Raw genomic sequence first — 25,811 nt, 5'->3', positions numbered from 1 at the left:
GACCGGGTTCGTCCCGTCTACTCGTGGGCCCTCGGTGCGGGTCTCCCGCGCCGACTGCCGAGGAGACCCATGGCGACGACCCAGAGCCAGATGACCGACCGTATCGCGGCGATGCAGGACTACGAGCTCTACCGCGAGCTCACCTGGGAGGGGTCGTTCGACGACTACCTCGAGGTCGTCCGGAAGCGACCGCAGGTGACGCGCAACGCCTACCAGCGCATCTACGACATGATCATCTCGCACGGCAGCGAGGAGTACATCGACAACAAGAAGAAGCTTGTACGGTACAACTTCTTTCGCGACGACGCGAACAAGGGCCAGAACGCGGTGTTCGGCCTCGACATCCCGCTCATGCGGCTCGTGCACGTGCTCAAGGCCGCCTCGGAGGGCTACGGCCCAGAGAAGCGCGTCATCCTGCTGCACGGGCCGGTCGGCTCCTCGAAGAGCACCATCGCGCGGCTGCTCAAGCAGGGCACCGAGGCCTACTCGCGCACGACCGACGGCGCGCTGTACTCGTTCGACTGGGTGAAGCTCGCGGGCACCGATCTCGCCGGCAAAGACCAGGACGTGTTCCCGAGCGCCATGAACGAGGAGCCGCTGCGCCTCATCCCGCCGGAGTGGCGCGCCCGCGCGATCGAGGAGCTCGGCCTGTCGAGCGAGGCGTTCCGGGTGAAGGTCGAGGGCGATCTCGACCCGGCGAGCCGCTACATCTTCAAGCACCTGATGACCCGGTACTCCGGCGACTGGGCGAAGGTGATGCAGAACCACGTGCGCGTGCGCCGCCTCGTGCTCTCCGAGAAGGACCGCGTCGGCATCGGCACGTTCCAGCCGAAGGACGAGAAGAACCAGGACTCGACCGAGCTCACCGGCGACATCAACTACCGGAAGATCGCCGAGTACGGGTCCGACTCCGACCCGCGCGCCTTCAACTTCGACGGCGAGTTCAACATCGCCAACCGCGGCATCGTCGAGTTCATCGAGGTGCTGAAGCTCGACGTCGCGTTCCTCTACGACCTGCTCGGCGCCTCGCAAGAGCGGAAGATCAAGCCGAAGAAGTTCGCCCAGACCGACATCGACGAGGTCATCATCGGCCACACCAACGAGGCCGAGTACAAGAAGCTCCTGAACAACGAGTTCATGGAGGCCCTGCGCGACCGCACGATCAAGATCGACATCCCGTACATCACGAAGCTCACCGAGGAGATGAAGATCTACGAGAAGGACTTCTCCCCGAAGAAGATCCGCGGCAAGCACGTGGCGCCGCACACGGTGGAGGTGGCGGCGCTGTGGGCCGTGCTCTCGCGCCTCGAGGATCCGAAGAAGCACAACCTGTCGCTGCTCCAGAAGGCCAAGCTCTACGACGGCAAGGTGCTGCCCGGGTACACCCAAGACACGGTGAAGGAGCTCCGCAAGGAGACCAAGCGCGAGGGGATGGAGGGCATCAGCCCGCGCTACGTGCAGGACAAGATCTCGAACGCGCTCGTCAACGAGTCCGGCGAGGGCACGATCAACCCGTTCATGGTGCTGAACGAGCTCGACAAGGGGCTGCGCCACCACTCGCTCATCACGAGCGACGAGCAGCGGAAGAAGTTCCAAGAGATCACGGGGATCGTGAAGCGCGAGTACGAGGAGATCGTGAAGAACGAGGTCCAGCGCGCCATCAGCGCGGACGAGGACGCGATCGCCAAGTTGGCTGCAAACTACATCGATAACATCAAGGCCTTCACCTTGAAGGAGAAGGTCAAGAACCGCTACACGGGGCAAGACGAGGAGGCCGACGAGCGGCTGATGCGGTCGATCGAGGAGAAGATCGACATCCCCGAGAACCGGAAGGACGACTTCCGCCGCGAGATCATGAACTTCATCGGGGCGCTCGCCGTCGACGGCAAGCGCTTCGCTTGGAACACGAACGACCGGCTCCGTCGCGCGCTCGAGCTGAAGCTCTTCGAGGATCAGAAGGACAGCATCAAGCTGAAGACCCTCGTCTCCGCGGTGGTCGACAAAGACACCCAGGAGAAGATCGACATCATCAAGTCGAGGCTCATCAAGAACTTTGGCTACAACGAGGTGTCGGCGACCGACGTGCTGAACTACGTCGCGTCGATCTTCGCGCGTGGCGACGCGAAGGAGTAGCGCCGAGCGACCCGGCGACGCGGCGCGGCGCGATCGAGCGCTCGCGTCGCGCCGCGCCGCGGAGTACGCTGCCCGAAGATGAGCGACATCAAGAAGACCCTGATGAAGCAGGGCATGAAGTTGATGAGCGATCCTCGTGTTGCGAAGCTCCTTCAGGATCCCCGCGTCATGACCGCGCTCATGCAGGCGATGTCCGTCCCGGGGAAGGTGCAGTCGTTCACGTCGGAGCAGGTCGAGAAGCTCGCCAAGTCGATGTCGCTGGCGACGGAGGATGAGGTGAACGACCTGAAGCGCACCGTCCGCCGCCTCGAGGACGAGCTCGCGCGCCTCGAGCGCGACCGCAACCCGCGCTGACGCCGCGGGCTGCCGCGAGTCACGCCGTCGTCGGTGGATTCAGGTGGAGCGCGCGAGGAGCCAGTCGCGGACCTCGGGCCAGAGCGTGCGCGGAGCGTCGCGACCCATGATGAGGTCGATGTGCCCGAACGGGTACTCGCGGTAGGTCTTGTCGCGCGAGCGGCTACGCTCGTACGCGGGGCGGACGGCCCTGGGTGAGGCGAGCTCGTCGTTCGAGCCCCCGATGACGAGCAGCGAGAGATCCTCGGCGCGCTCGAACCGCTCGGCGTAGCCGCGGGCCCCGCCGAACCGCCGCTCCCACGCCCAGTCGAATAGGTTTCGGAGGTCTTCCAGGCTCGCTCTGTCGAACGCGAGCCGGAAGTGCTCTTCGAGGACGTGGTGCTCGGTCGCGCCCTCGTGCCACGCCCGCAGCGGGAGCGGGTGCGCGCGGCCCTTGAGGACCCGGGTCATGCCGCGGAGAGCCGTGCCGACCGGTTGGAGCGTGAGCGGCAGGTTGCCGAGGGGCACGCGCAGGGCCCTGAGACCGCCATTCACCGCGCGCACCGCCCCCAGGAACATGGACCCGCGGGTGAAATGGTAGGGGCTGCCCAGCGTGACCACGCCTCGCACGAGCCCGACGAGCGAGGGCGCGGCGGCGTAGCTGACGAGGCCGCCGAGCGAGTGACCGACGAGGAACACCGGCCGCCCGCCCGACAGCGCGCGCACCTCGGCCACCGCCTGAGGGAGGTCCTCCTCCACGTAGCAGTGAGCGCCGCGCGAGCGAATTCCGCCTAGCTTGTGCGACCTTCCGTGGCCTCGCAGATCGAGGTTGAACACGTCGAAGCCCGCCGCCGCGAGGTAGTTGGAGAAGCTCCGCGAGGGGAGGTGCCAGGCGTACCGGTTCTGGCCGAAGCCGTGGATGAGCAGCACGGGCGCCCGCGTCGCCTCGGCGCCTGCGAGGCGCTTGCGGACCATCGCGAGCGGCACGCCCGCGGTGACCACGACCTCTTTCTTGAACGACGCCACCTGGTGGTGGTCGATCGACTGCTCGACGACTCGACCGTAAAGGATCACGCTCCGCGAATCGTAGCAGTCTCCGAGCGTCCGCGGCGAGCGTAGCTGTCCCTCCTTTCTCGCCACCGCCGGCCGGGTTCGAGTACGCTTGCACCCGTAGGTGAGCGCCACCCCCTGGGCGCGCCGTCACGTCGTCCCTTGCTTTCTGGAGAGTGAACATGCCCGCTCGGCACGGCCGTCTGGCTCTTGGTCTTGGCGCGAGCCTCCTCGGCGCGGCGCTCGCCGTCGCCACGCCTGCGGCCGCCCAGGCCCCCGCGAGCCCCCCGAAGGCGGCCCCGGCGGCGCCGGGCGCTCCGGCCGCCGCGCCGGCCACCCCGGCCGCGGGTGCGCCCGAGAACGGTGCCGCTGCGGGCGGTGCATCGGCCGGCGGCGCGGCGGGCGCCGACGGTGTCGCGCGGGTCGCCGACGCGCCTCCCGTGATCGACGTCGGCTCGAACATGAGCGACGTGAGCGAGACCCCCGAGCGCACCTACCTGTTCGCCGGCCTTCGCTACCGAGGGGTGGTGCTGCCCAAGTTCCTGCTCGACGCCTTCGTCGAGGGCGGTCAGACCATCTACTCGAACAACATCGGCCTCGAGCTCGACATCCGCAAGAACGGGTTCTCGGTGATCCCGGCGCTGACGTACTCGGAGTTCGGCACGAACGACATCCTCTACAAGGACAAGGGCGCGACCGATTTCGTGGGTAACTACGCCGTCGGTAACAGCAGCCTGAAGGCGATCCAAGCGACCGTCGACCTCCTCTGGTCCACGAAGATTCACCGCATGATCGACTTCGAGTACGGCATCGGGCTCGGCGTCGGGTTCGTGTTCGGCGATCTCCTCAATAACTGGGTGAAGGAGGGCACGGGCAACCCGCAGTACTCCGCGAACGGCAAGACCTACGTCCAGTGCGACGCGGCAGAGGACCGCACGCCCAGCACGGGCTCGGGCTGCAACCCACGCGATCACCAGGCGTCGAAGGTCAACCGCGTGGGCGGGTACCTGGAGCCGAGCTGGGCCAACGGGGGCTCGAAGCCGAACGTCATCCCGTGGGTCGCCATCCCGCAGGTCGGCCTCCGCTTCAAGCCGGTCAAGCAGTTCGAGGGGCGCCTCAGCCTCGGCCTCGCGCTCACCGGGTTCTGGTTCGGCTTCAGCGGCAGCTACGGCTTCGAGCGACCGATCGCCCGGGGGCCCGAGCTCGCGCCCCCCCCGCCGCCGCCGGCAAGGTAGCGGCGGGTCGCGGTGAAGATCCCCGCGCGCTACGAGGGCGCGCAGCAGCTTGGTCAGGGTGGCGGCGGCGCCGTCTACGCGGTCACCGATCGAATCACGGGCGCCCGGTTGGCGTTCAAGGTGCTCGCGGAGGGCGCGGGCGAGGCAGAGTCTCGCGCGCTCGTGCGCGAGGCGGTCGCGCTCTCGGCCCTCGACGGCCTCGGCCTGCCGCGGATCATTGGCTTCGGTGCTCTGGCGAGCGGCGAGCGCTACATGGTGCGCGAGCTTGCGCCCGGCGACGCCCTCGACGCGGTGCTCGCCACGCCGGAGCGCGCGTGGCTCGCGCCGCTCGCCGACGCGACCGATCAGCTTACGTTGCTCCACCGAAGTGGGCTCCTGCACGGAGACGTGAAGCCCGCGAACATCGTCGTGAGCGCGGAGGGCCGCGCGACCTTGGTCGACCTCGGCCTCGCCGCCCCGCTGCGCGAGGGCGGACCCGCGCGTGGGCTCACGCCCAAGTACGCGGCGCCGGAGGTGCTCGCGGGGGAGGCCGTCGGTGTGCGGGCCGAGGTTTACGCGCTCGGCGCCACGCTGCAAGAGGGCCTCGACGAGCGCGGCGACGAGCTTGAGCGCGACGTGTACGCGGCCCTGACGCGGGTCGCGAAGCGGGCGACCGAGGGCGAGCCCGAAGATCGCTACCCGAGCGCTGACGAGCTCGGGACCGCGCTGCGCCGGGCGGCGGGGCTTGGCCAGGGCGCGCTCACGGGGGCGCTGGGCTGGCAGGTCTTGGGGCTCGAGGCCCTGGGCGCGTCGCTCGAAAAACGTGTAGTATCCATGCAAGAGGGCGGTGCGCTCGCGCTCGAGGGGCCGCTAGGCTCGGGCCGGTCTACGCTGCTCCGGCGCCTGGCGTTCTCGCTCGGCCTACAGGGCGTGCCGGCGGCCGTCGTCGAGGCCCCGCAGACCGGCCTGTCCGCGCTGGAGGCGCTCCGGCTCGCGACCGCGGGCGCGGCGCCCGGCAGGTTGGTGCTCTGCGTCGACGACCTCGCGGCGCTGCCCGCGGACGCCCTGGCGGCGCTGCGGGCCCTGACCGCCGAGGGCGCGCGCCTCGTGGCGGTCGCGACCGAGGAGGAGCTGCGAGCCGTGGCCAAGGGCCCGAGCGCGCGCTTCGAGATGCCCGAGCTCGAGCCGCGTGCAGCGGAGGAGCTCGCGCGCAGGGTGATCGTGTCGCTCCCGGACTCACTCGTCGCGCACCTCGTGGAGCGCGCGGGCGGGAACCCCGGCGCGCTGCGCGATCTGCTCCACAAGCTCGGGCGCGAAGCCCTCGTGTCGGCCTTCGACGTCGACGCCGCGCTCGCGAAGCACGACGCCGCCCTGGAGAGCACGCGCGCGGACTCGAAGTCACTCGAGCTCGTCGCGGAGGCGGAGGCCGCCGCCGATCGCGGCCGGTTCGACGTCGCCGTCGACGTGCTCTCCGGCCTCACCGCCGCCGGCCCAGACGAGCGATTCCGCGTGGCGTGCGTGCGCGCGCGGGTCGACCTCGCGAAGGGAGACCCTCGCGCCGCGGCGAAGGAGCTCGACGCGGTCGCGCAGCTTGGCGACGCCGCGGGCGCTCGCGTGTGGACCCTTCTCCGGGCTCGCACCGCGATGCGCCTCGGCGAGTTCGCGCGCGCGCTCGAGCTGACCGAGCCCATCACGCGAGGGCGCCTGGAGGACGCCGTGGCCTCGGAGGCGCTCGCCGTGCGCGGCGTCGCGCTCGCGTACTCGGGCGAAGATGCGCGCGCGCGGCAGACGCTCGAGTCGGCGGTGATGGTGGCCAACCTCGCGCAGGACGCGCGCGCGCTGGGTATCGCCAAGGGCTCGCTGGGCGTCGCCCACCAGCGCGCGGGGCGCCCGGCCGATGCCCGGAGGGCGTACGAAGAGGCGCTCGCCGCCGCAGAGCTCGCCAACGACGCGTGGGGCGTCGCGACGGCCCGGCTGAACCTCTCGGGCCTGGCGCAGGGCGAAGGCGACCTCGGGCGCGCTATCCTTCACCTCGAGGCGGCCACGGATCTCGGGCAGCGGGCGGGTGGCGCGCTCGCGTCTCGCCAGGCGGCGCTCAACCTGGCGAATCTCGACCTCTATCTGGGCCGCGTCGGTCGGGCGCGCGCGACGATCGAGGCGCTCGACGCCGACAAGGAGGACCTCCCGCCGGCCGCCCGCGCGCAGCTGCTCGGCCTCCACGCGGACCTCGCCCAGCGTGAGCCGGGGGAGTCGCCTGATCGCGAGCGCGCGCGCGAGCTCTACGAGGCGTGCGCCGCGGCGTACGACGCGCTCGGGCGACCGCACGACGCGGCTGAGGCCCGGCTCGAGGGCCTCCTTGTCGCGATGCGGGAGCCGCACCCCGACCCCGCGGCCGTGCTGCGCGAGCTCGAGGCCCTCCGGGGTGCCGGAGAGCTCGGGTTCGGCGAGCACGAGGCGCTCGCGTCCATCGTGAAGGCCACCTGCCTCACCGCGGCCGGCGACGAGGTGGCGGCGAAGGCCGCGCTCGACGACGCCTACGAGCGCGCGCGCGCCGACGGGAAGCGCGAGTTCGCCTGTCGCGCGCTCGAGGCACGCGGTGAGCTCGCCGCGTCACAGGGGAGCACGGCGACCGCGAGGCGCGACACCGAGGCGGCGCTGGCGATGCTCGAGGAGGTCGCGGCGAAGCTGCCGCGAGATCTTCGCGAGGTCTTTTGGGACGCGCCCCGCCGGCGTGCGCTCCGCGCGGCGGTGGCCACCACGCTCACCACCGCAGCCGGTCGCTCGTCGCATTCGTCGCATTCGTCGCCCCCGAGTCTGAGCCGCACCACGCGCGCGGCCGGGGGGAGCGGTCTGCCTGACTCCGATCGGCTCACCCGCATCTTCGAGATCACCCGGGACCTCGCGCGTGAGAAGGAGCTCGGTCCGTTGCTCGAGCGCGTGGTCGATCACGCGATCGCGCTCGTCGGCGCGGAGCGCGGGTTCGTGCTCCTCGTCGACGAGGACGGTAAGCTCGTCGCCCAGACCGTGCGCGGCCAGCGCGCCGAGGACGGCCACGCGAGGTTCTCGCGGAGCGTGGCCGAGAAGGTCCTTGCTGAGGGCGAGCCCGTGATCGCGGCGAGCGCCCGCGACGACGAGCGCCTCGCGCAGGCCGTGAGCGTGCACCAGCTCATGATCCAGTCGATCGCGTGCGTGCCCATTCGCGGGCCGCAGCTGGCCCAGGCCGCCATCGGGGCGTTGTACCTCGAGACGCGCCTCCGACCGGGCTTGCGGTTCCGGGAAGAGCTCCCGACCCTCTCGGCGTTCGCCGACCAGGCGGCCATCGCCATCGAAAACGCGCGACTCATCGAGGAGAACCGACGGCGCGCCAACGAGCTCGCGATCGCGAACGAGGAGCTGCAGCGCGCCCGCGTGCGTCTCGAGGAGTCGTTGGGCAGGCGCACCGAGCAGCTCGCCGCGACGCGACGCGACCTCAAGCTCGTGCGAGCCGAGCTGAAGAGCCACTTCGGCTATGCCGGGATCGTCGGCACGAGCGCTCCCATGCGCAAGCTGTACGCGATCCTCGAGCGCGTGAAGGACACCGACGTGCCCGTGCTCGTCACCGGCGAGAGCGGCACGGGCAAAGAGGTCGTCGCGCGGGCCATCCACCAGGTGTCGGCGCGGGCGAAGAACGTGTTCACCGGCGTGAACTGCGGCGCGATCCCCGGCAACCTCCTCGAGAGCGAGCTCTTTGGTCACGTGCGCGGCTCGTTCACGGGCGCCGACCGCGAGCGGAAGGGGCTCTTCCGCGAGGCGGAGGGAGGGACCATCCTGCTCGACGAGATCGGGGAGATGCCCCACAAGATGCAGGCGGGGCTTCTGCGGGTGCTCCAAGAGAAGACCGTGCGCCCGGTCGGCGGCACGGCCGAGGAGCCGGTGAACGTGCGGGTGATCGCGGCGACCAACCGCGACCTCGAGCACATGGTCCGGGAGGGGACGTTCCGCGAAGACCTCTACTACCGGCTCCACGTCATCACCGTCGAAATCCCGCCGCTTCGAGGCAGGCGCGACGACCTCCCGGCCCTCGTCGATCACTTCCTCGGCATCTTCGCCGCGCGCCATCGACGGGAGCGCAAGACGGTGAGCCGCGCCGCGATGAAGAAGCTCGCGGGCTACGACTGGCCGGGTAACGTGCGTCAGCTCGAGCATGTGCTCCTGAACGCGTGGCTCATGAGCGACGACACCGAGATGGGGCCTGAGGACTTCTCGCTCCCCGCGACGGCGGCGGAGCCGAGGGCGCAGGGCGGCCCCGCCCGGCCGCGCACGCCGGGCGAGTTCCGGCTGTCGGAGAAGGAGCGCATCCTCGACGCGCTCGGCCGCGCGAGCTGGAACCGCATGCAGGCGGCCAAGCTCGCGGGCATCCCGAGGCGCACCTTCTACCGCCGGCTGAAGGAGTACGGGATCCTCGAGACCGAGGGGGGCGATGAGGCCGAGGGCGACGGGGCGGACGATTGATCGACCGCGCTGATCTCTCGAGGTCAGGTCACGTAGTGGACGGGCTCGCGCGCGAGCCAGGTGCGCTGACGGCGAGCGAAGACCCTCGTCGAGCGGGTGATCGCCTCGACGAGCTCGGCATCAAGGAGCTCGCCGTCCACCGCTGCGAGCGCCTCGCGGTAGCCCACCGAGCGCATGGCCCGCGTCTCACGGTGTCCGGCGAGCGCGAGCGCCCGAACCTCGTCGAGCAAGCCGCCCGTGACGAACGACTCGACGCGCGCGCGTATGCGCCCCGTGAGCTCCTCGGGAGTGCGCGCCGGCGACACGAGCAGGGCCGCGTGGCGCCGCTGGCGGAAGCCGTGGGCGCGATGGAGGTCGGAGAGCCGCTGCCCGGTGAGCTCGAACACCTCGAGGGCGCGGCTCACCCGGAGCACGTCGTTCGGGTGGAGCCGCGGCGCGAGCCCGGGATCGGCCGCCTCGAGTAGGAGGTGGAGGGCATGAGAGCCTTCGCGCGCGACGAGCTCGCGGTGCCTCGCGCGGATGGTCTCATCGCCCTTGGGCGCGTCGCTGAGCCCCGAGAGGAGCGCCTTCACCCACAGGAACGTGCCTCCGCAGACGATGGGCGTGCGCCCGCGCGCGCGGACCTCCGCGATCGCGCGGTCGGCGAGCGATACGAAGCGCGCGGCGTCGAACGGCGAGGAGGGATCGGCCACGTCAATCAGGTGATGCGGGACGCGCGCCCGCTCCTCGGCGGTCGGCTTCCCCGAGCCGACGTCGAACCCTCGGTAGATCTGCACGCTGTCGGCGCCCACAATCTCGCCATCGAGGCGCTCGGCGAGGTGCAGCGCGAGGGCGCTCTTTCCCCCCGCCGTTGGGCCGACGACGCAGAGGAGCGCGCCCGGCTCGCTCCGGAGCAGGTCCAAGACCGCCGCGCCCTGCCGCTCGAGCTCAGCGTCCGACACGGCGCTCGAGCTCGTCGAAGGGCAGGCGGGTCACGACGGGTCTGCCGTGCGGGCAGTGGCCCGAGAAGTCGACCTCGTCGAGCGCGGTGAGGAGCGCGCGCACCTCTTGGGGGTCGAGCATGTCGCCGGCGCGCACGGACCCGTGGCAAGCGAGGGTCGCCAGCGCGAGATCGACGCGGCCCGAGAGCGGTCGCGTTGCGCTCCTGCCGAGCTCCGCGCCGAGCTCGCGTACGAGGTCTTCGGGGCTCGCGCGCGACAGCAGAGCCGGCACCGCGTGGACGGCGACGCTCCGCTCGCCGAACGGGCGCACGTCGAAGCCGAGGGCGGCGATCTCGGCCTCGGCCTCGGTGAACAGCGCGACGAGCGCGTGACCGACGTCGACCAGCGCCGGCGTGAGGAGGCCCTGGGATGAGGTGGAGCGCCGCCGGCGGGCGGTCACGAGTCGGTGAAAGAGCACCCGCTCGGCTGCCGCGTGCTGATCGAGCACGTAGAGCCCGTCGGCGCCCTCGCAGACGAGGAACGTGGCCCGCACCTGCGCGAGGTAGCGCAGTGCACCGTAGAAGCCCTCGGCGGGGGCACCGAAGAGGGCCTCGCGGAGCGGCGCGGCGCCCTGCCGCGGGAAGAGCTCGGCTGCGTCCAAGGGGGGGGCGGTGGGCTCGTGCGCGGCGGCGGTGGGTCGCTCCGGCGCGTAGACGCCTTGCGGATCGTCACGGACCGGGAGCGCGGTCGACAGCGAGCGCGCGGCGTAAGGGTCGAGGCCGGAGGGGGAGTCGGCGGGGCGGCCAAACGCGTTCGCGCGGTTGGGGCCGAGCCCGAGCGCCGGCACGGCGAACACGCGCCCGAGCCCCTCGTTGAGCGCGCGGACCACGGCGCCCTGTAGCTCACGCGCGTCGTGGAAGCGGACCTCGGCCTTCTGCGGGTGGACGTTCACGTCGACGCGCTCGGGGGGCATATCGATGTAAAGTACACCCACAGGGTACCTGCCGGGCTCGAGCACCGAGCCGTAGCCCTGGGCGACCGCCCGCGCGAGGGCGCGATCGCGCACGGGCCGATCGTTCACGAGGATCTCGAGGCCCGTGGCGCCGCTGCGCGCGCGCTCGGGCGCGGAGAGGAACGCGCTCACTCGGTAGGGCCCGCGCTCCCCGAAGACCGCGCGCAGCTCCTCGCCGGGGACGACCTGGGCGACCCGCTCCTCGCGCGACGCGGCCCGCAGGTAGTCGCGCGCGGTCTTGCCGTCGCGTAGCAGCCGGAACGCCACCCCAGGGCGGCAGAGCGCTGCGTCGGCGATGACCGCGCCCACGTGAGCGCTCTCGGTCGCGGGGGCCTTCAGGAACTTCCGCCGAGCGGGGACGTTGTAGAAGAGGTCCGCCACGTCGACGCGCGTGCCCACCGCGGCCCCGCAGGGGCCCGAGGGCTGCGGGTGTCCCCCGTGGAGGACGACGCGGAACGCCTCGGATTGGCCGCGCGCTCGCGTCGTCAGCGTGACCTTCGCGACCGACGCGATGCTGGGGAGCGCCTCGCCCCGGAAGCCGAACGTACCCAGGTGTTCCAGGTCCTCGATGCGCGCAAGCTTGCTCGTCGCGTGGCGTTCGAACGCGAGCGTGGCCTCGATCGCGGTCATGCCGTCACCGTCGTCGACCACGGCGATGCGGCCCAGCCCCCCTTGCTCGATCTCGACGGTGACGCGCGTCGCGCCGGCGTCCACGGCGTTCTCGAGCAGCTCCTTCACGACGCTCGCCGGGCGCTCGACGACCTCGCCGGCGGCGATCTGGTTGGCGAGCGCGTCGGGCAGGCGCCGAATGCGGCACGCGGGCGTGGCGGTCGAGCTCACTCCTCGGCGCTCGCCGGCTCCAGCAGCTCGCGCGCCCGCGGTCTCGTGAGGGCGAAGATCACGAGCAGCGCGACGAGCGTGCGTGCGCCTAGCATCGCTGGGGCCAAGAACTCGAGGAGGGCGCGCGTGACGCGCTCGTGGCGATCGCGCTCTTCGCGCGAGACGAACGGGCGCGGCGCGTTGCCCATGCTGCGGACCACGTACACGTCGCGTTCGGCCCAGCGGATCTCCTTGGTCGCGGCGAACGTAACGACCGCGAGCGCGGCCTGCACCGAGAGCACCTGAACGAGGGCGCTTCGGCCGCCTGGCTTGCCGGCGAGGCCGCGCGCGGCGAGCGAGAGGATAGCGGCGCCGAGGACGAACGCCGCGGCGCCGAGGGGGAACGCGTGCCCACGTGCTGCGTCGCGGGCCGTGAACCAGCGCTCGATCGCGCGGTCGAGGCGCGGTCGCTCAGCCTCGTCTTTCAGCTCGAGGTCGACCCGCATCGCCGACGGCTCGGCGTGGTAATATGCGACGTTCTCGCAGCCACCTACCCACCCGCCGGTGCCCAAGGCGAACGCCATGGCGAGCGCCGCCACCAGGTAGAGCGGGCGCTTCTTTGCGGGGGTTGGGGGCACCGTGCTCACCCCCTCGACCTAGCACGGGGGTCCGTAGAGCGCCTGTGAAACGCGCTCTGTCGAACTTCGTCGTCGGCGTGAAATTTTCGGCGGCGCTGCGACGACTCCCCTTGCGATGCTGGTGGCGTTGCTCGACTCGGCTGCTTCCACGTTCGCGCGCGACGGACGCCCCGCCGTGGAGGTGCGGGCAGCGGCGGAGCTTGGCCCGCTCCGGCCCCTCGTGCGCGCCGTCGTCGCGGCGGTGTTGCGCGAGGCGGTCTCGCACCCCGACGTGGAGGACGCGGTCCAGGAGACGCTCCGCCGCGCGATCGAGTCACGGTCGTGGCCGGCCGGCGCCACGCGACCCTGGCTCCTCGGCATCGCTCGACACGTCGCGCTCGACGCGCTGCGCATGCGGCGCCGCGACCGCGCGCGCCGCGCGGACGGCGACGCGGCCCCAGAGAGCGCGACGGGGCGCTTCGTCGAGCGCCTCGCGGACCCGTCGGTGCCGGTCGACGACGCGCTCGATGCGGCGCAGCGGGAGGCCCTCGTGGCGCGCGCGCTCTCCCGACTCCCCGATGGGCCACGGCGGGCGCTCGAGCTCTTTCACGCCGAGGGCCTCGGGTACTCCGCGATCGCCGAGCAGCTCGGGGTGCCCCTCGGCACCGTCGCGACCTGGGTGACCCGGGGTCGCCGCGCCCTCGCCGAGGTGGTCGCCCAAGAACCAAGCGAGAGCGCGAACGCAGGTCGATCGCGGCCCCAAGCCGCAGGCGAGGTGACGCGATGAACGACACGTCCTCAGACACGCCCGCCTCGCTCCCCGAAGATCTGCTCTATGGGGAGGACGGGCACGCGAGCGATGTGGTGCTCACCTGCCTGGCCGACGGCGAGGAGGCGCTCGTGCCCGGCCGCGTGCGTGTCCACGTCCTCGAGTGCGCGGTGTGCAGCGCGCAGCTGGGGAACGCGGCGCTCCTCTCGCTCCGCGCCCACGACGAGGTGCGCGGTTACGTCGCCGCGCGGGCCAAGGCCGCGCCCGCTCCGCCCCACTCTCCCTATCTTGCGCTCGCGCTCGGCTCCCTCGTGGCGGGCCTCTCCGCCGTCCCGCGGCTCGCGTCGCTCGCGGCGGAGGCCCCGCGCCTGGGTCGCGACCTCGCCCACGGCGGCCCGAGCTTCCTGCGCGTACTCCGCGAGGCGGCGTGGCTCGGGGCTCACGCTCTCGTCGGCCGAGGTCTGTCGGTCTCTCTCTCGGCGTCCTTTGCGCTGCTCGCGTGCGCGGTGTGGCTCGCGCGAGCCCGCGCGCGCGCTCGCCCGTAGCGCGAGGCCGCTCTCGTTTTCGCTCTTCGCCTCCAACGAACTGGAACAATCTATGCTCTCTTCCCTCTTCACCTCTCACGCTCTCCGGGCCCTCGCGAGGCTCCTCGGCCCCGCGCTCGCCGTCCTCGTCTTCCTCCACGCCGCCGCGGCCGAAGCGAGCGTGCGAAAAGAGGGGACGTGGCCCCGCGACGAGGAGGCGGTCACCTTTCACTACGAAGGCACGCGGGCGGGCGGGCTCGAGAAGCTCGCCGAGCAGGCGGGCTGGTCGCTCGTGCTCGCCGACAAGGGAGGCCTCACCACGCCGCACACCGTGTCGGTGTCCATGAAGGAGCAGGCTCCCGCGGACGTGCTCGACGCGCTGCTCCAGGATGGCACTTTCGCGGCGTATCGAAAGGGCTCGCTCGTCCGGATCGAGGTGCTCGACGCGGGTGCTCCGACGGCGATCGCGCCCGCCCCCACGCGCGCGGAGTCGCGCGAGGACGCCGAGGACATGAAGGTGATGGGCGGGACCGGCACGGTCGAGAAGGGCCAGTCGGTGAGGAACCTGACGGTGATGGGCGGGCACTGCGACGTCTACGGGCGCGTGGACGGCGACGTGAGCGTCATGGGCGGCTCCGTGGTGCTCCACGACGGCGCGGTCGTGGAGCACGACGTGACGACGATGGGGGGGCACGTCGAGGTGAAGAAGGGCGCCGAGGTGCGCGGCCGCGCGTCGACGCTCGGGGGATCCATCGAGGACCAGGACGGCGAGCTCGTCTCCGGCCACGTGGATGGCGCGGCGATGAGGGCGAGCGGGCGAGGGCACGCCCCGCCTTCGCGCTCGTCGGGCGTGCTCCGGCGGGCGAGCGATGCGGTCACGAACACCGCGCTGCTGTTCCTGCTCGGCGTCGTGTTCCTGGCGGTCGCGCCGGTGCGCATGGAGTCGCTGCGGGTCGCCGTCGCGAAGGCGCCGATGAGGCAGCTCGGCTTGGGGGTGCTCGGCGTGCTCGGCTTCGTGGTCGCGGTCGTGCTCCTGTGCGTCACGGTCGTGGGCATTCCCTTCGCGGGTGTGGGCCTGATGCTCGGGCTCGTGGCGCTCTACGCCGGCATGGTCGCCGCGCTCACGACGCTGGGCGCCGCGCTGTCGAAGCACAAAACCGAGAATCCTTACGCGCACTTGGCCGTTGGCTGCGGCGTGTTCCTCTTCGCGTATCCGCTCCCCTGGGTGGGACCATGGCTGGTGGCGGCGCTCGCGCTGGTGGGCGTCGGCACGATCGTCTCGACCCGCGTCGCGGGGTACTTTCCTGCGAAGAAGGGCGCCTCCGTCGACGCGCTCCCCGAGGGCCCGTATCGCTGAGCATCCGGCGGCGCGGCGGGGAGGTCGGCGCGAACGATCGGCCCGCCGCGCGGCGAGGCGAGTGGTGTACGTTGGTGTACCCATGAGCTACCGCCGGCTTCCGCTCATCGTCACCGTCGCGTCCATCTCGCTGTCGCTCGCCGCGGGCGTCACGCCCCGACCCGCGGCGGCCCAGGCGCAGCTCTCGGAGGCCGAGCGCAAGGCGACCGCACGCACCCTCTTCGCGCAGGGCGTGAAAGAGCAGGACACCGGGCAGCACGCAGCGGCCCTCTCGCTCTTCCAGAAGGCGCAGAACCTCTTCGACGCGCCGACGCACCTGCTCCACATCGCGCAGTGCCAGAGCGCCCTGGGCAAGCTCGTCGAGGCGGCCGAGACCTACGAGACGCTCAAGCGCGTCCCGCTCGCGCCCGGCGCTCCCGAGGTGTTCGAGGCGGCCAAGGCGAAGGCCGACACGGAGCTGCCGCTGCTGCGCGCGCGGATCCCCACGCTCCGCGTCGATCTCACGCCGAAGCCCGCGGGCCTGTTGGACCTCCAGCTCGTCGTCAATGGCGTGCTCATCCCCGCCGACCTCGTCGGCATCGCCCGGCCCGTGAACCCCGGGCCCACGAAGCTCGTCGCCAAGGCCACGGGCTACAAGGACGCGGAGCTCGAGGTCAACCTCAGGGAGAAGGAGCAGCGCTCGGTCGGGCTCGCGCTCGTGCCCGGCCAGAGCAGCCTGCCCGCCGCGGTCGTCGTCGCCGCCCCGGTCCGAGGCCCGCAGGACTCGCCGCGAGATCCGCACTATGTGCCCGACAAGCCGGCCCCAAAGGAGCCCGGGGCGCGCATCACGCTGTCGTATTCGCCGAACATTCCCCTGAACGGGAACAACGACCTCTCGTTCGACGCGGTCGCGCACAACATCGGCGGCGAGTTCATCTTCGGTCAGGGCGTCTTCCGCTACCACCTCTTCGCGGGCTTCTCGACGGTCGCTGGCTTCAAGGGGGTGCGGTTCGACCCCGTCACGTTCGGCGCCGCGATCCCCGTGTCGAAGCGGGAGGGCCTGCGGATCGAGATCGAGCCTACGTTCCAGTTTCTCAACCTGAACGTCATCGGCGGCAACGGTGGGGCGATCGCGGCCGTGTCCGCGGGCGGTGACATTCGGGTGAACGCCGCGATTGGCAAGCTCTTCTTGTCGCTCGCGCCCGTCGGCGTCGACGTCCGCTGGGCGGCCGCCGGCTCGGGCCCGGGCTTCGCGGGGGCGGGCATCGGCGCGGGCGTCGATTTCCGGCCGCGCCTGCTGATAGGCGTCGAGCTCTGAGCACGCGTCGGGCGCGGGACAGAGCGCGCCCGCGGCCTGGTGGGTGCCGTCGCTCGCGCGCGAGGCCGGCGCTTCCGCTCAGCGGTGAGGTGGTACATTCGCGCGACGAGCCGTGACCACGTCGACCACCACGAGCCCCTATCCGCAAATAGGGCACTACCGCGTCGTGCGCCTGCTCGGGCGTGGTGGGATGGGCAGCGTCTTCCTCGCCCGCGACATGCGCCTTGGGCGATCTGTCGCGCTCAAGCTCCTAGCGCACGAGCTGTCGAGCGCGACGGACCGCAGGCAGTTCGACGTCGAGGCCCGTACGACGGCGAGCCTCTCGCACCCCAACATCGTGACCCTCTTCGACATCGGCGAGCACGAGGGCCGCCCGTGGGTAGCGCTCGAGTACATCGACGGCTGCACGCTCGCGCAGCGCATGAGCGAAGATTGGCCGACGTCCGCCGAGACCCTGAGAGTCGGGCTCGCGATCGCCCGCGCGATCGAGGCCGCCCACCGCGCCGGCGTCGTGCACCGAGATCTGAAGCCCGCGAACGTGCTCCTCGGCGTGGACGGGCGGCCGCGGGTCGTCGACTTCGGAATTGCCCGCTTCGTGGGAGGGCACTCCGAGCCTCCCCCGTCCACCGCCGAGGGCGACGACCTCACGCTGGTAGGCACTCCCTCGTACATGGCGCCCGAGCAATGGCGGGGCGAGGATGGCCCCGAAACCGACGTGTGGGCGCTCGGCCTGATTCTGTATCAGCTGCTCTCGCGCGCCCACCCGCTGCGGGGGCTGGACGCGGCCCAGATCGCCCTCCGCGCGGAGCTCGCCGAGCCCGTGCCCTCGACTCCCGAGCTCCACGCGGCGTCGCCCGAGCTCGCCCCCATCGTGATGCGGTGTCTGCGCCGGCTCCCGAGCGAGCGGCCTACGGCGACCGAGCTCGTCACGCAGCTCGCGGCGCTCGAGGGGCGCCTGCGCGCTCCGACCCCGACCGAGAACCCCTTTCGCGGGCTGCTCCCGTTCTCTGAGCGGCACGCGCACCTCTTCTTCGGGCGCGACGGGGAGGTGAGCGCGTTCGTCGAGCGACTCCGCGCCCAGTCGATCCTCGTCGTCGTCGGCTCCTCCGGCGCGGGCAAGAGCTCGTTCGTGCTCGCGGGCGTCGCGCCGCGAATCAAGGAGTCGGCCAGCGTGCGCGTCATCACGGTGCGGCCGCAGGGGCGCCCGTTCTCCGTCCTCGCGGAGAGCATCGTGCGCGAGACGCCCTCGAGCTCCGGTGTCTCCACCCTCGTCGACCCGCCGCGCTTCGCGGGGGCTCGCGAGCCCGAGGCGCTCGCGGACCCGCGGCAGCTCGAGGCGCGCCTGCTCGAGTCGCCCGGGCTGCTCTCGGTCGTGCTCACCGAGATCGCCGCGAGGACGGGCGAGCGGGTCCTCTTGGTGGTCGACCAGCTCGAGGAGATCTGCACCGTCGTCCACGATCGGGCCGAGGCGCGCGCGTTCCTCGCCGCCGTGTGTGGCGCCGCGGGCGATCCGAACGAGCCCGTACGCGTCGTGATGACCGTGCGCGACGACTTCCTCGGCCGACTCCCATGGGGCGCGAACAGCGGCGCGGCGCTCTCCGGGCTCGTGTTGCTCGCACCCCCCGACACCGACGCGCTGCGAGAGATCGTGCGACAGCCGCTCATGCAGACGGGATATGCCTTCGACGACCCCGCTCTGCTCGAGGAGATCGTGACCTCGGTGCGCGGGGAGGCCGCGTGCTTGCCGCTGCTCCAGTTCGCGATGAGCCTCCTCTGGGCTCGCCGCGACGAGACGCGTCAGCGCCTGGTCCGCGCCGTCTATGACGAGATCGGTGGCGTGGGCGGCGCGCTCGCCGCGCACGCCGAGAACGTGGTGGGGGCGCTCGACCCGGCCAGCCTCGAGCTCTGTCGTCAGCTCCTCCTTCGCCTCGTGACCGCCTCCGGGACCCGGCGCGCAATGGGGCGCGCGGCCCTCGTCATGGGGCTCTCGGCGGGCGCCGAGGGGCTGCTGGCCAAGCTGCTCGACGCGCGGCTCCTGGCGCAGCAGCGCGGCGATGACGCTCGGGTCGAGCTCGCGCACGAGTCCCTCACGCGCGTCTGGCGCAGGCTCGAGCGCTGGATCGAGGAGAGCCACGAGGACCTCGCCGTCGCCGCCGATCTCGTGGCGGCGGCCGAGCGCTGGGAGCGGCTCGGCAAACGGGACGACGAGCTCTGGCAGGGCGACGCACTCCGCGACGCCTCGAGGCTGGTGGCCCGAGGCTCGACGCGGCTCCCCGACGTGGCGCTCTCCCTCGTGCGGGACTCGACGCGGCGGGAGCGCCGCGGGGCCCTCCGGAGGACCGTCGCGGCCGCGTCCCTCTTCGTCGCCGCGGGCGTCGCGGTGCTCGCCTCCTCGATGGCCGCGTGGGCGCTGCGTGAGCGCAAGAACGACGCGCTCGGGGCCGCCCGGCGGGCCGAACAGGCCAGCGCGCTCCTGCTGGAGGAGCGCGCCCTCGCGAGCTTCGCGGATGGCGACAACCACGCCGCGCGCGCGCAGCTCCGCGCCGCGCTGGAGGCGCGCGACTCCGTGTCGTCGAGGAACCTCGCGCGAAAGCTGGAGAGCGCGCCGCTCCGGGTGTACCTGCGCCACAACACCGTGGTCTACGACGGCCTCTTGTTGTCGGACGGGCGCACGTTCTTCGCGGCGAGCCACTCCGGGAACATCGGCGTCTTCGACACCTTCACGCTCGAGCAGCGCGTCCTTCGCGGGCATACGGATCAGGTGCTCGGGCTCGCGCTGCTGCCTGGCGGCCGCCTGGCCTCGGCCAGCTGGAACGGCGAGCTGCGCGCCTGGACGGTCGGCACCGGCGGCGGAGCACAAGTGGCGAGGCGGCCAAGCTTCACCGCGCTCGCGACCTTTGGGGCGACGATCGCGGCGTCGCGGGATCGGGAGTTGCTGCTGGTGGACGCGGGCGACAAAGTGCGCACGATCCCCCTCGAGGTCACCCAGCCGTTCGGGCTCGCCTTCGGCCCGGACGGCAAGGAGGTCTTCGTGGGGGGCGCCGAGGGCAAGGTGCGGGTCGTCGATCTCCGGACCCACGCGGTCGCCCGCGAGAGCGAGGCCGGCGCGCCCATCTCGCGGCTCGCCGTCGACCCGAACGGCCGCTTCCTCGCCAAGGGCGGGCGCGACGGGAGCCTCACGGTCCTCGACCTCCACACCCTCCGCCGACGGAGCGAGGTGCGCGCGAGCGGCGGTGCGGCCCGCGCGCTCGCGGTCTCGAAGGATGGGCGCGTGTGGATGAACGGCATGGACCGCCGCATCGTGGCGTGGAATCCGGGGACGGGCGCCCTCTCGGCGGAGGTGGCCACCCACCTCGACGAGGTGACGAGCCTGTCCATCACGGAAGACCAAGCCTCCCTGGTCGCGACGGGCACCGGGGGCTCCGAGATCTGGAGTCTCGCGGCCATGCCGCGCGAGCGCGTCATTCCGCCGGACCCGCACCCTATCCTCGATATCGCATTTTCAGCAGATGGCCGAGAGCTCGTGAGCGCATCTCACAAGAGGATCCTCGTGTGGAGCACCGCCACGGGACGCCCGGTCACCGAGATTCAACGCCACGGCATCCGCAGCCGGGATGTCGCGCTGGACGCGGCCAATCACCGCGTGGCGGCGGCAGACGAGCGCGGCGGATTGGCCCTCTGGGAGCTGCCCTCGGGTCGCCCGCTCGGCACCCTCGGGACAACGGCGGTCGTGCCCCTCGGCCTCGTCTACTCCCCACGATATGACCTCGCCGCGGTCGGCACGAGCGCGGGCGCGATCCTCGTGTATGCGCTCGACGCGCGCGCGCTTCGCTTCGAGCTCGTCGACCCGGCCGGGAGCGCCGTGCGAGCGCTCGCCCTCTCGCCCGACGGCGCGACGCTCTATTCGTCGTCGATCGATGGCACTCTGCGCGCGTGGGACCTGGCCACGCGGAAGGCCAAGGTGCTGCACCGCGTGGCGACAGGCAACTACGGCCTCGCCCTGTCGAAGGATGGACAGCGCCTCGCCGCCACGTCGCCCGACGGCGCCGCGCTGGTGCTCGACGTGGCGTCCTCGGCGGTGACGCCGCTCGGACACTTCGCGGGGCGGCTGTACCGCCCCGCGTTCTCCCCGGACGGGGGCACGGTCGCGCTCCCTTGCTCGGACGGCAAGGTGTACCTCGTCGACGTCGCCGCGAAGGGGCCGCCGCGCGTCGTGACCGGGGCTCATGGTGAGGTGAACGTCGCCGTGTTCAGCGCCGACGGAGCGCTCCTCGCGACCGGGAGCGACGACCACACCGTGCGACTCTTCGACGCCACGACGGGCAAGCCACGCTGGATCGCGATGGGAGCCGCCACCGTCAAGGGCCCGGTCCCGAGCGAGCCGGGCGCGACCGCCGGCCTCGAGCTTCCGAACCGGCACATTGTCGGCTTCGACAGCGGCCTGGTGGAGGTGCGCCACGCGGCAGGGGGCGCGACGCTCGTCCTCCGCGACACGCCCCCGCACGCGGTGACTCACGTCGTGGAGGGGCCCTCGGGGACGCTGGCGCTCGGCTTTGCGGACGGGTCCTTCGGGGTCTGGGATCCTGGCACGGGGCGGGCGCTCGATCGCGTCCTCCTCCACGGCCACCTCGCGAGCCTCACGGTCAAGGGCGGGCTCGTCGACGCCGAGACCGAGCTCGGCGACCGCGGTAGCCTCGACCTCTCGATCCTCGGCGTCGACTACTGCGCGCTCATGTCAGACCTATGGCGGCGAACACCCTTCGTGTGGCGATCGGGCTCGATTCGCGTGGAGGCGCCCACGGGGGGACGGTGTCCGCCCCCCGACCGCGGCCGGTAAGCGCGCGCGTCCCGGCGTGCGGCTCGCGCCGCCGCCAACACGCGCTAGCCTGAGCAGCCCATGCACGCCGCCCTCTCGCCGCTCCACTCCGCGGTCTCTTCGTGGTTCGCTGAGGTCCTCGGGGAGCCCACCGCGCCTCAGGTCGGCGCGTGGCCGGAGATCCGCGCGGGCCGCGACGTGCTCGTGGCCGCGCCGACCGGCTCGGGCAAGACGCTGGCCGCGTTCCTGGCCGCCCTCGACGAGCTCGCCCGCGAGGCCGAGGCGGGCACGCTGCCCGACGAGGTCCGCGTCGTGTACGTCTCGCCGCTGAAGGCGCTCTCGAACGACGTGCACAAGAACCTCATGGTGCCGCTCGAGGCCATCGGGGTGCGCCTCCGGCCGGGCGCCGTCGAGCTCCGCGCGGCGGTGCGCACCGGAGACACTCCGCAAAAGGAGCGCGCTCAGGTCACGCGGCGGCCGCCGCACGTGCTCGTGACCACGCCGGAGTCGCTGTACGTGCTCCTCGGCTCGGAGTCGGGGAGGCGAATGCTCTCCACCGCGCGCTCGGTCATCGTCGACGAGATCCACGCCGTGGCCGCCACGCGCCGCGGCGCCCACCTGTGCCTCTCGCTCGAGCGCTTGGAGGCGGTCGCCGGTCGCAAGCTCCAGCGGGTCGGTCTGTCGGCCACACAGCGGCCCGTCGAGGAGGTGGCGCGCTTCCTCGTGGGCACCCGCCGCGTGGCACGCGACGGCGGAGGAGCGCCGAGCTGCGCCATCGTCGACTGCGGACACCTGCGCGCGGTCGAGGTGGAGATCGAGGTGCCGCGGTCGCCGCTCGAGGCCGTGATGAGCGCCGAGGTCTGGACCGAGGTCGTCGCCCGGATGGCGGAGCTCGCGCTGAGCCACCGCACGACCCTCGTCTTCGTCAACACGCGTCGCCTCGCGGAGCGCGTGGCCGCTCAGCTCGAGGCGCGCCTCGCCGAGACCATCGGCCCAGGCCTCGTGTGCGCACACCACGGCTCCATGTCGCGCGACAAGCGGCTCCACGCCGAGCAGCGCCTCAAGGCGGGCGATCTGCGCGTGCTCGTGGCCACGTCGTCGCTCGAGCTAGGCATCGACGTGGGCGCCGTCGAGCTCGTGTGCCAGGTGGGGGTCACGAAGAGCATCGCGGCGCTGCTCCAGCGCGTCGGTCGCGCGAACCACACGACCACGGGCACGCCCCGCGGCAAGCTCTTCCCCCTCTCGCGCGACGAGCTCATGGAGGCCGCGGCGCTCGTCGACGCCATCGCCCACCGCGACCTCGACGCGCTCGCCGTGCCGAGCGGTGGCCTCGACATCCTCGCGCAGCACATCGTGGCGGCCGTGGGCGACGCCGAGGCGCCGCGCGACGAGCTCTACGCCCTCGCGCGCGGCGCGTGGCCGTACCGCGATCTGTCCCGCGAGGACTTCGACGACGTGATTGAGCTGCTCCACGAGGGGGTCCGCACGCACCGCGGCCGCCGCGGCGCGCACGTGTTCGTCGACGGCACGACCGGCGTCGTGAAGGGGCGCCGTGGTGCTCGCCTCGCCGCGCTCACGTCGGGCGGCGCGATCCCCGATCAAGGCGACTACACCGTGGTGGAGGAGCCCCAGGGGCTCGTGGTCGGCACCATCAACGAGGACTTCGCGATCGAGAGCATGGCCGGCGACATCTTCCAGCTCGGCACGACCTCCTGGCGCATCCTCCGGGTCGACCGAGGCACGGTGCGCGTCGAGGACGCGAAGGGGCAGCCGCCGTCGATCCCCTTCTGGCTTGGCGAGGCGCCCGCGCGCACCCGGGAGCTGTCGGCGCGCATCGACGGCCTCCGTGACGCCGTGTCGGCGCAGCTCGAGGCCGGCCGCGACGCGGACTGGCTCGAGCGGTGGCTCGTCGAGGCCCGGGGCCTGCCCCCGGCGGCCGCGCGCCAGCTCGCCGCCTACCTCGCCGCCACGCACGCGGCGCTCGGCGGCCTGCCTACCGAAAAGAACATTGTTTTCGAGCGTTTTCATGACGATCTCGGGGGCTCGCAGATCGTCATCCACGCCCCGCTCGGCGGCCGCGTCACCCGCGCGTGGGGGCTCGCGCTGCGCAAGCGATTCTGCCGCTCGTTCGATTTCGAGCTCCAGGCCGCCGCCACCGAGGACGCCGTGCTCCTCTCGGTCGGCGCCGTCGAGGGGGTCGATCTCACCGCGCTGCCCAACTTCCTGAGCTCGAAGACGGTTCGCGCGGTGCTCGTGCAGGCGCTCCTCGACGCGCCGATGTTCGGCACGCGCTTCCGGTGGAACGCCACGCGCGCGCTCACGCTCCTGCGCATGCGAGGTGGCAAACGGGTGCCGCCGGGTCTCCAGCGCCTCGAGGCGGAGGACCTCCTCGTGAGCCTCTTCCCCGAGCAGGTCGCGTGCCTCGAGAACATCGTCGGCGATCGCGAGATCCCCGACGCCGTGCTCGTTCGCCAGACCGTCCACGACTGCCTGCACGAGGCGATGGATATCGACGGCCTCGAGGACGTGTTGCGGCGTGTGGAGGCGGGCGAGATCACGATCCGCTGCGTCGAGACGGTCATGCCGTCGCCGCTCGCCCACGAGATCCTCGCCGCCAAGCCCTACGCGTTCCTCGACGACGTGCCCTTGGAAGAGCGCCGCGTGCAGGCGGTGTTCGTCCCCCGCGGCCTCGACGGCCAGGGCGCGCCGCTCGATCCGGCGATCGTCGCCGAGGTGCTCGCCGAGCTGCACACGCCGCTCGCCGATCGCGACGAGGCTCACGACCTGCTCCTCCAGACCGGGTTCCTGTTCGACGACGAGCTCGTCGCCGTGGGTGGCGCGTGCATGGCCGCGCTGCTCGGCGAGCTCGCCCTCGCGGGGCGTGTGCGTCGCGTGCCCATCGGGGCGGGGCTCCGCCGCGGGGCCCACGTGGCGATCGAGCGCCTCGCGCGCGTGGCGACCCTAGGCGCCGACCACGGATCGCTCGCCCCCGTGCTGCTCGGGCGGCTCGAGGTGCGCGGCCCACGCCCCGAGGCCGATCTGCTCTGCGAGCTCGGTGTCTCGTCCGAGCGCCTCCGCGAGACCCTCGGCGAGCTCGAGCGCACGGGTGAGGTGCTGCGGGGCCGCTTGGATCCTCGGGTGTCCGCCGAGGTCGTCTGGTCGAAGCGCCTCGTCACCCGTGTGCGCCGCCGCATGCTCGACCGGCTGCGGGCCCAGATCGAGCCCGTACACGCGCAAGACCTCATGCGATTTCTCCTTTCGTGGCAGCGACTTACGGGACTTCGAGCGGGCGGCGTCGACGGCCTGTACGGCGTCATCACCCGCCTCGCCGGCGCGAGCGCGCCCGCCGGCGCCTGGGAGGACGAGCTGCTCGCGCGGCGCGTGTTGGGCTACGATCCACGGTGGCTCGACCAGCTCTGCTTCGCGGGGCGGGTGGCGTGGCTCCGGCTCGAGGGTCGGGTGGCCGGGGAGCGCGCGTCGGGCCCTTCGCGCGCGCTTCGCACGAGCGCCATCGCGGTGATGCCGCGCGAGCTGACCGATCTCTTCGTGCCGAGGCCGACGGAGCGCACCGGGACGCCGACCGCGGCCGAAGACGTCGCGCTCTCGTCCACTGCGCAGCTCGCGCTCGGCGTGCTCCGGGCGCGCGGGGCGAGCTTCTTCCAGGACGTCGCGCGCGAGGCGCGCCTCCTCCCCGAGCCGGCCGAGCACGCGCTCGCGGAGCTCGTCGCCGCGGGGCTCGCGTCGTGCGACGGCTTCGCGGGGGTCCGCGCGCTGCTGCTCTCCTCGAAGGACCGCGAACGCGCGCGTCGCCATCCGCGTGGCCGGGCGGGCCTCGCCGCCTCGCTCGACCTCGGCGGCCGGTGGTCCGCCAGCACCCAGGCGGCCACGCCCCTCGCCGACGAGGCGCGCGCCGAGGGGCAGGCGCGCGCCCTCCTGCAGCGCACGGGGGTCGTGTTTCGCAAGCTCGTCGAGCGCGACGCGGGGCTCCTCCCTTGGCGCGATCTGCTGTTCGCGCTCCGCCGGCTCGAGGCGCGCGGCGACGTCCGCGGCGGCCGCTTCGTCGCGGGCTTCTCGGGCGAGCAGTTCGCGCTGCCCGAGGTGGGCGTCGCGCTCCGCGCCGCACGCTCCGCGTCACGTCGGCCAGGGGCCGGCGAGGTGGCGGTGGTGAGCGCCGCCGACCCGATGAACCTCACGGGGATCGTGCTGCCGGGCCCCCGCGTGCCGGCCGTGCTCGGGCACCGGCTGCTCCTCGAGGACGGCTTGGTCGTGGCGGTGTTCGACGCGGGCGGAGTGCGACACACCGGCGAGACTACGCTGGACGCCTCCCAGGTGAACGCGCTGCTGCGCCGTGGACCTCGCGCCTCCGCGAGACAGGCCGACGACGAGGAGCGCGCGGCGGCGCCGTCGGCGTGATCACCCGCTCGCGAGCGGTCTGTTCGAATGGTTCAGCAGTTGCGTG

14 protein-coding genes are annotated in these 25,811 nt (G+C 72.3%); 10 read left to right on the top strand and 4 right to left on the bottom strand.

All coding sequences use genetic code 11. The features are described from left to right. Positions 1-69: 69 nt before the first annotated feature. Positions 70-2,133, top strand: coding sequence for a serine protein kinase (locus IPQ09_20505; GenBank protein MBL0196559.1), 2,064 nt, complete (start codon positions 70-72; stop codon positions 2,131-2,133). A gap of 78 nt (positions 2,134-2,211) precedes the next feature. Next, complete coding sequence (locus IPQ09_20500; protein MBL0196558.1) at positions 2,212-2,487, top strand: hypothetical protein; 276 nt, start codon at positions 2,212-2,214, stop codon at positions 2,485-2,487. Positions 2,488-2,526: 39 nt separating this feature from the next. Here IPQ09_20500 and IPQ09_20495 read toward each other — a convergent pair whose 3' ends face one another. Continuing rightward, positions 2,527-3,540 (bottom strand): alpha/beta fold hydrolase, encoded by a 1,014-nt coding sequence (locus IPQ09_20495; GenBank protein ID MBL0196557.1) that lies wholly within the window; start codon positions 3,538-3,540, stop codon positions 2,527-2,529. 158 nt (positions 3,541-3,698) lie between these two features. On the opposite strand from IPQ09_20495, the gene IPQ09_20490 reads away from it, so the two are divergent. Beyond that, on the top strand, positions 3,699-4,751 hold the full coding sequence (locus IPQ09_20490; protein MBL0196556.1) for a hypothetical protein: 1,053 nt from the start codon (positions 3,699-3,701) through the stop codon (positions 4,749-4,751). 12 nt (positions 4,752-4,763) lie between these two features. Then, positions 4,764-9,221 carry a sigma 54-interacting transcriptional regulator gene (locus tag IPQ09_20485; GenBank protein MBL0196555.1) on the top strand — a complete coding sequence of 1,486 codons (4,458 nt, stop codon included), beginning with the start codon at positions 4,764-4,766 and terminating at the stop codon, positions 9,219-9,221. 23 nt (positions 9,222-9,244) lie between these two features. Here IPQ09_20485 and miaA read toward each other — a convergent pair whose 3' ends face one another. From miaA to IPQ09_20470, 3 genes are read right to left on the bottom strand one after another with little or no spacing between them, the layout of a single operon-like run. Next, positions 9,245-10,162, bottom strand: a complete 918-nt coding sequence (miaA, locus tag IPQ09_20480) for a tRNA (adenosine(37)-N6)-dimethylallyltransferase MiaA (GenBank protein MBL0196554.1) — start codon at positions 10,160-10,162, stop codon at positions 9,245-9,247. Beyond that, positions 10,149-11,993: a DNA mismatch repair endonuclease MutL gene (gene mutL, locus IPQ09_20475; GenBank protein MBL0196553.1), complete on the bottom strand. Its 1,845-nt coding sequence runs from the start codon at positions 11,991-11,993 to the stop codon at positions 10,149-10,151. The genes miaA and mutL overlap by 14 nt, the downstream gene beginning before the upstream one ends. Beyond that, the gene (locus IPQ09_20470; GenBank protein MBL0196552.1) at positions 11,990-12,619 is read right to left on the bottom strand and encodes a hypothetical protein; all 630 of its coding nucleotides are present in this window, start codon (positions 12,617-12,619) and stop codon (positions 11,990-11,992) included. Before IPQ09_20470 ends, mutL begins: the two co-directional genes overlap by 4 nt. Before the next feature lie 106 nt (positions 12,620-12,725). Between IPQ09_20470 and IPQ09_20465 the strand changes: the two genes are divergently transcribed. The 6 genes from IPQ09_20465 to IPQ09_20440 all read left to right on the top strand — a co-directional run bounded on the left by IPQ09_20465 (position 12,726) and on the right by IPQ09_20440 (position 25,765). Further along, complete coding sequence (locus tag IPQ09_20465; protein ID MBL0196551.1) at positions 12,726-13,376, top strand: RNA polymerase sigma factor; 651 nt, start codon at positions 12,726-12,728, stop codon at positions 13,374-13,376. Then, positions 13,373-13,903, top strand: a complete 531-nt coding sequence (locus IPQ09_20460) for a hypothetical protein (GenBank protein MBL0196550.1) — start codon at positions 13,373-13,375, stop codon at positions 13,901-13,903. The genes IPQ09_20465 and IPQ09_20460 overlap by 4 nt, the downstream gene beginning before the upstream one ends. Before the next feature lie 52 nt (positions 13,904-13,955). Continuing rightward, complete coding sequence (locus IPQ09_20455; GenBank protein MBL0196549.1) at positions 13,956-15,239, top strand: hypothetical protein; 1,284 nt, start codon at positions 13,956-13,958, stop codon at positions 15,237-15,239. An 82-nt stretch (positions 15,240-15,321) separates the two neighbouring features. Continuing rightward, positions 15,322-16,536, top strand: a complete 1,215-nt coding sequence (locus IPQ09_20450) for a tetratricopeptide repeat protein (protein MBL0196548.1) — start codon at positions 15,322-15,324, stop codon at positions 16,534-16,536. A 112-nt stretch (positions 16,537-16,648) separates the two neighbouring features. Continuing rightward, the gene (locus tag IPQ09_20445; protein MBL0196547.1) at positions 16,649-21,373 is read left to right on the top strand and encodes a protein kinase; all 4,725 of its coding nucleotides are present in this window, start codon (positions 16,649-16,651) and stop codon (positions 21,371-21,373) included. Between the two features lie 60 nt (positions 21,374-21,433). Further along, complete coding sequence (locus IPQ09_20440) at positions 21,434-25,765, top strand: DEAD/DEAH box helicase (GenBank protein MBL0196546.1); 4,332 nt, start codon at positions 21,434-21,436, stop codon at positions 25,763-25,765. Positions 25,766-25,811: the final 46 nt, after the last annotated feature.

Source organism: Myxococcales bacterium (genome assembly GCA_016720545.1).
GTDB lineage: Bacteria > Myxococcota_A > Polyangia > Polyangiales > Polyangiaceae > JAAFHV01.
This window is presented reverse-complemented; position numbering and strand designations above follow the sequence as displayed.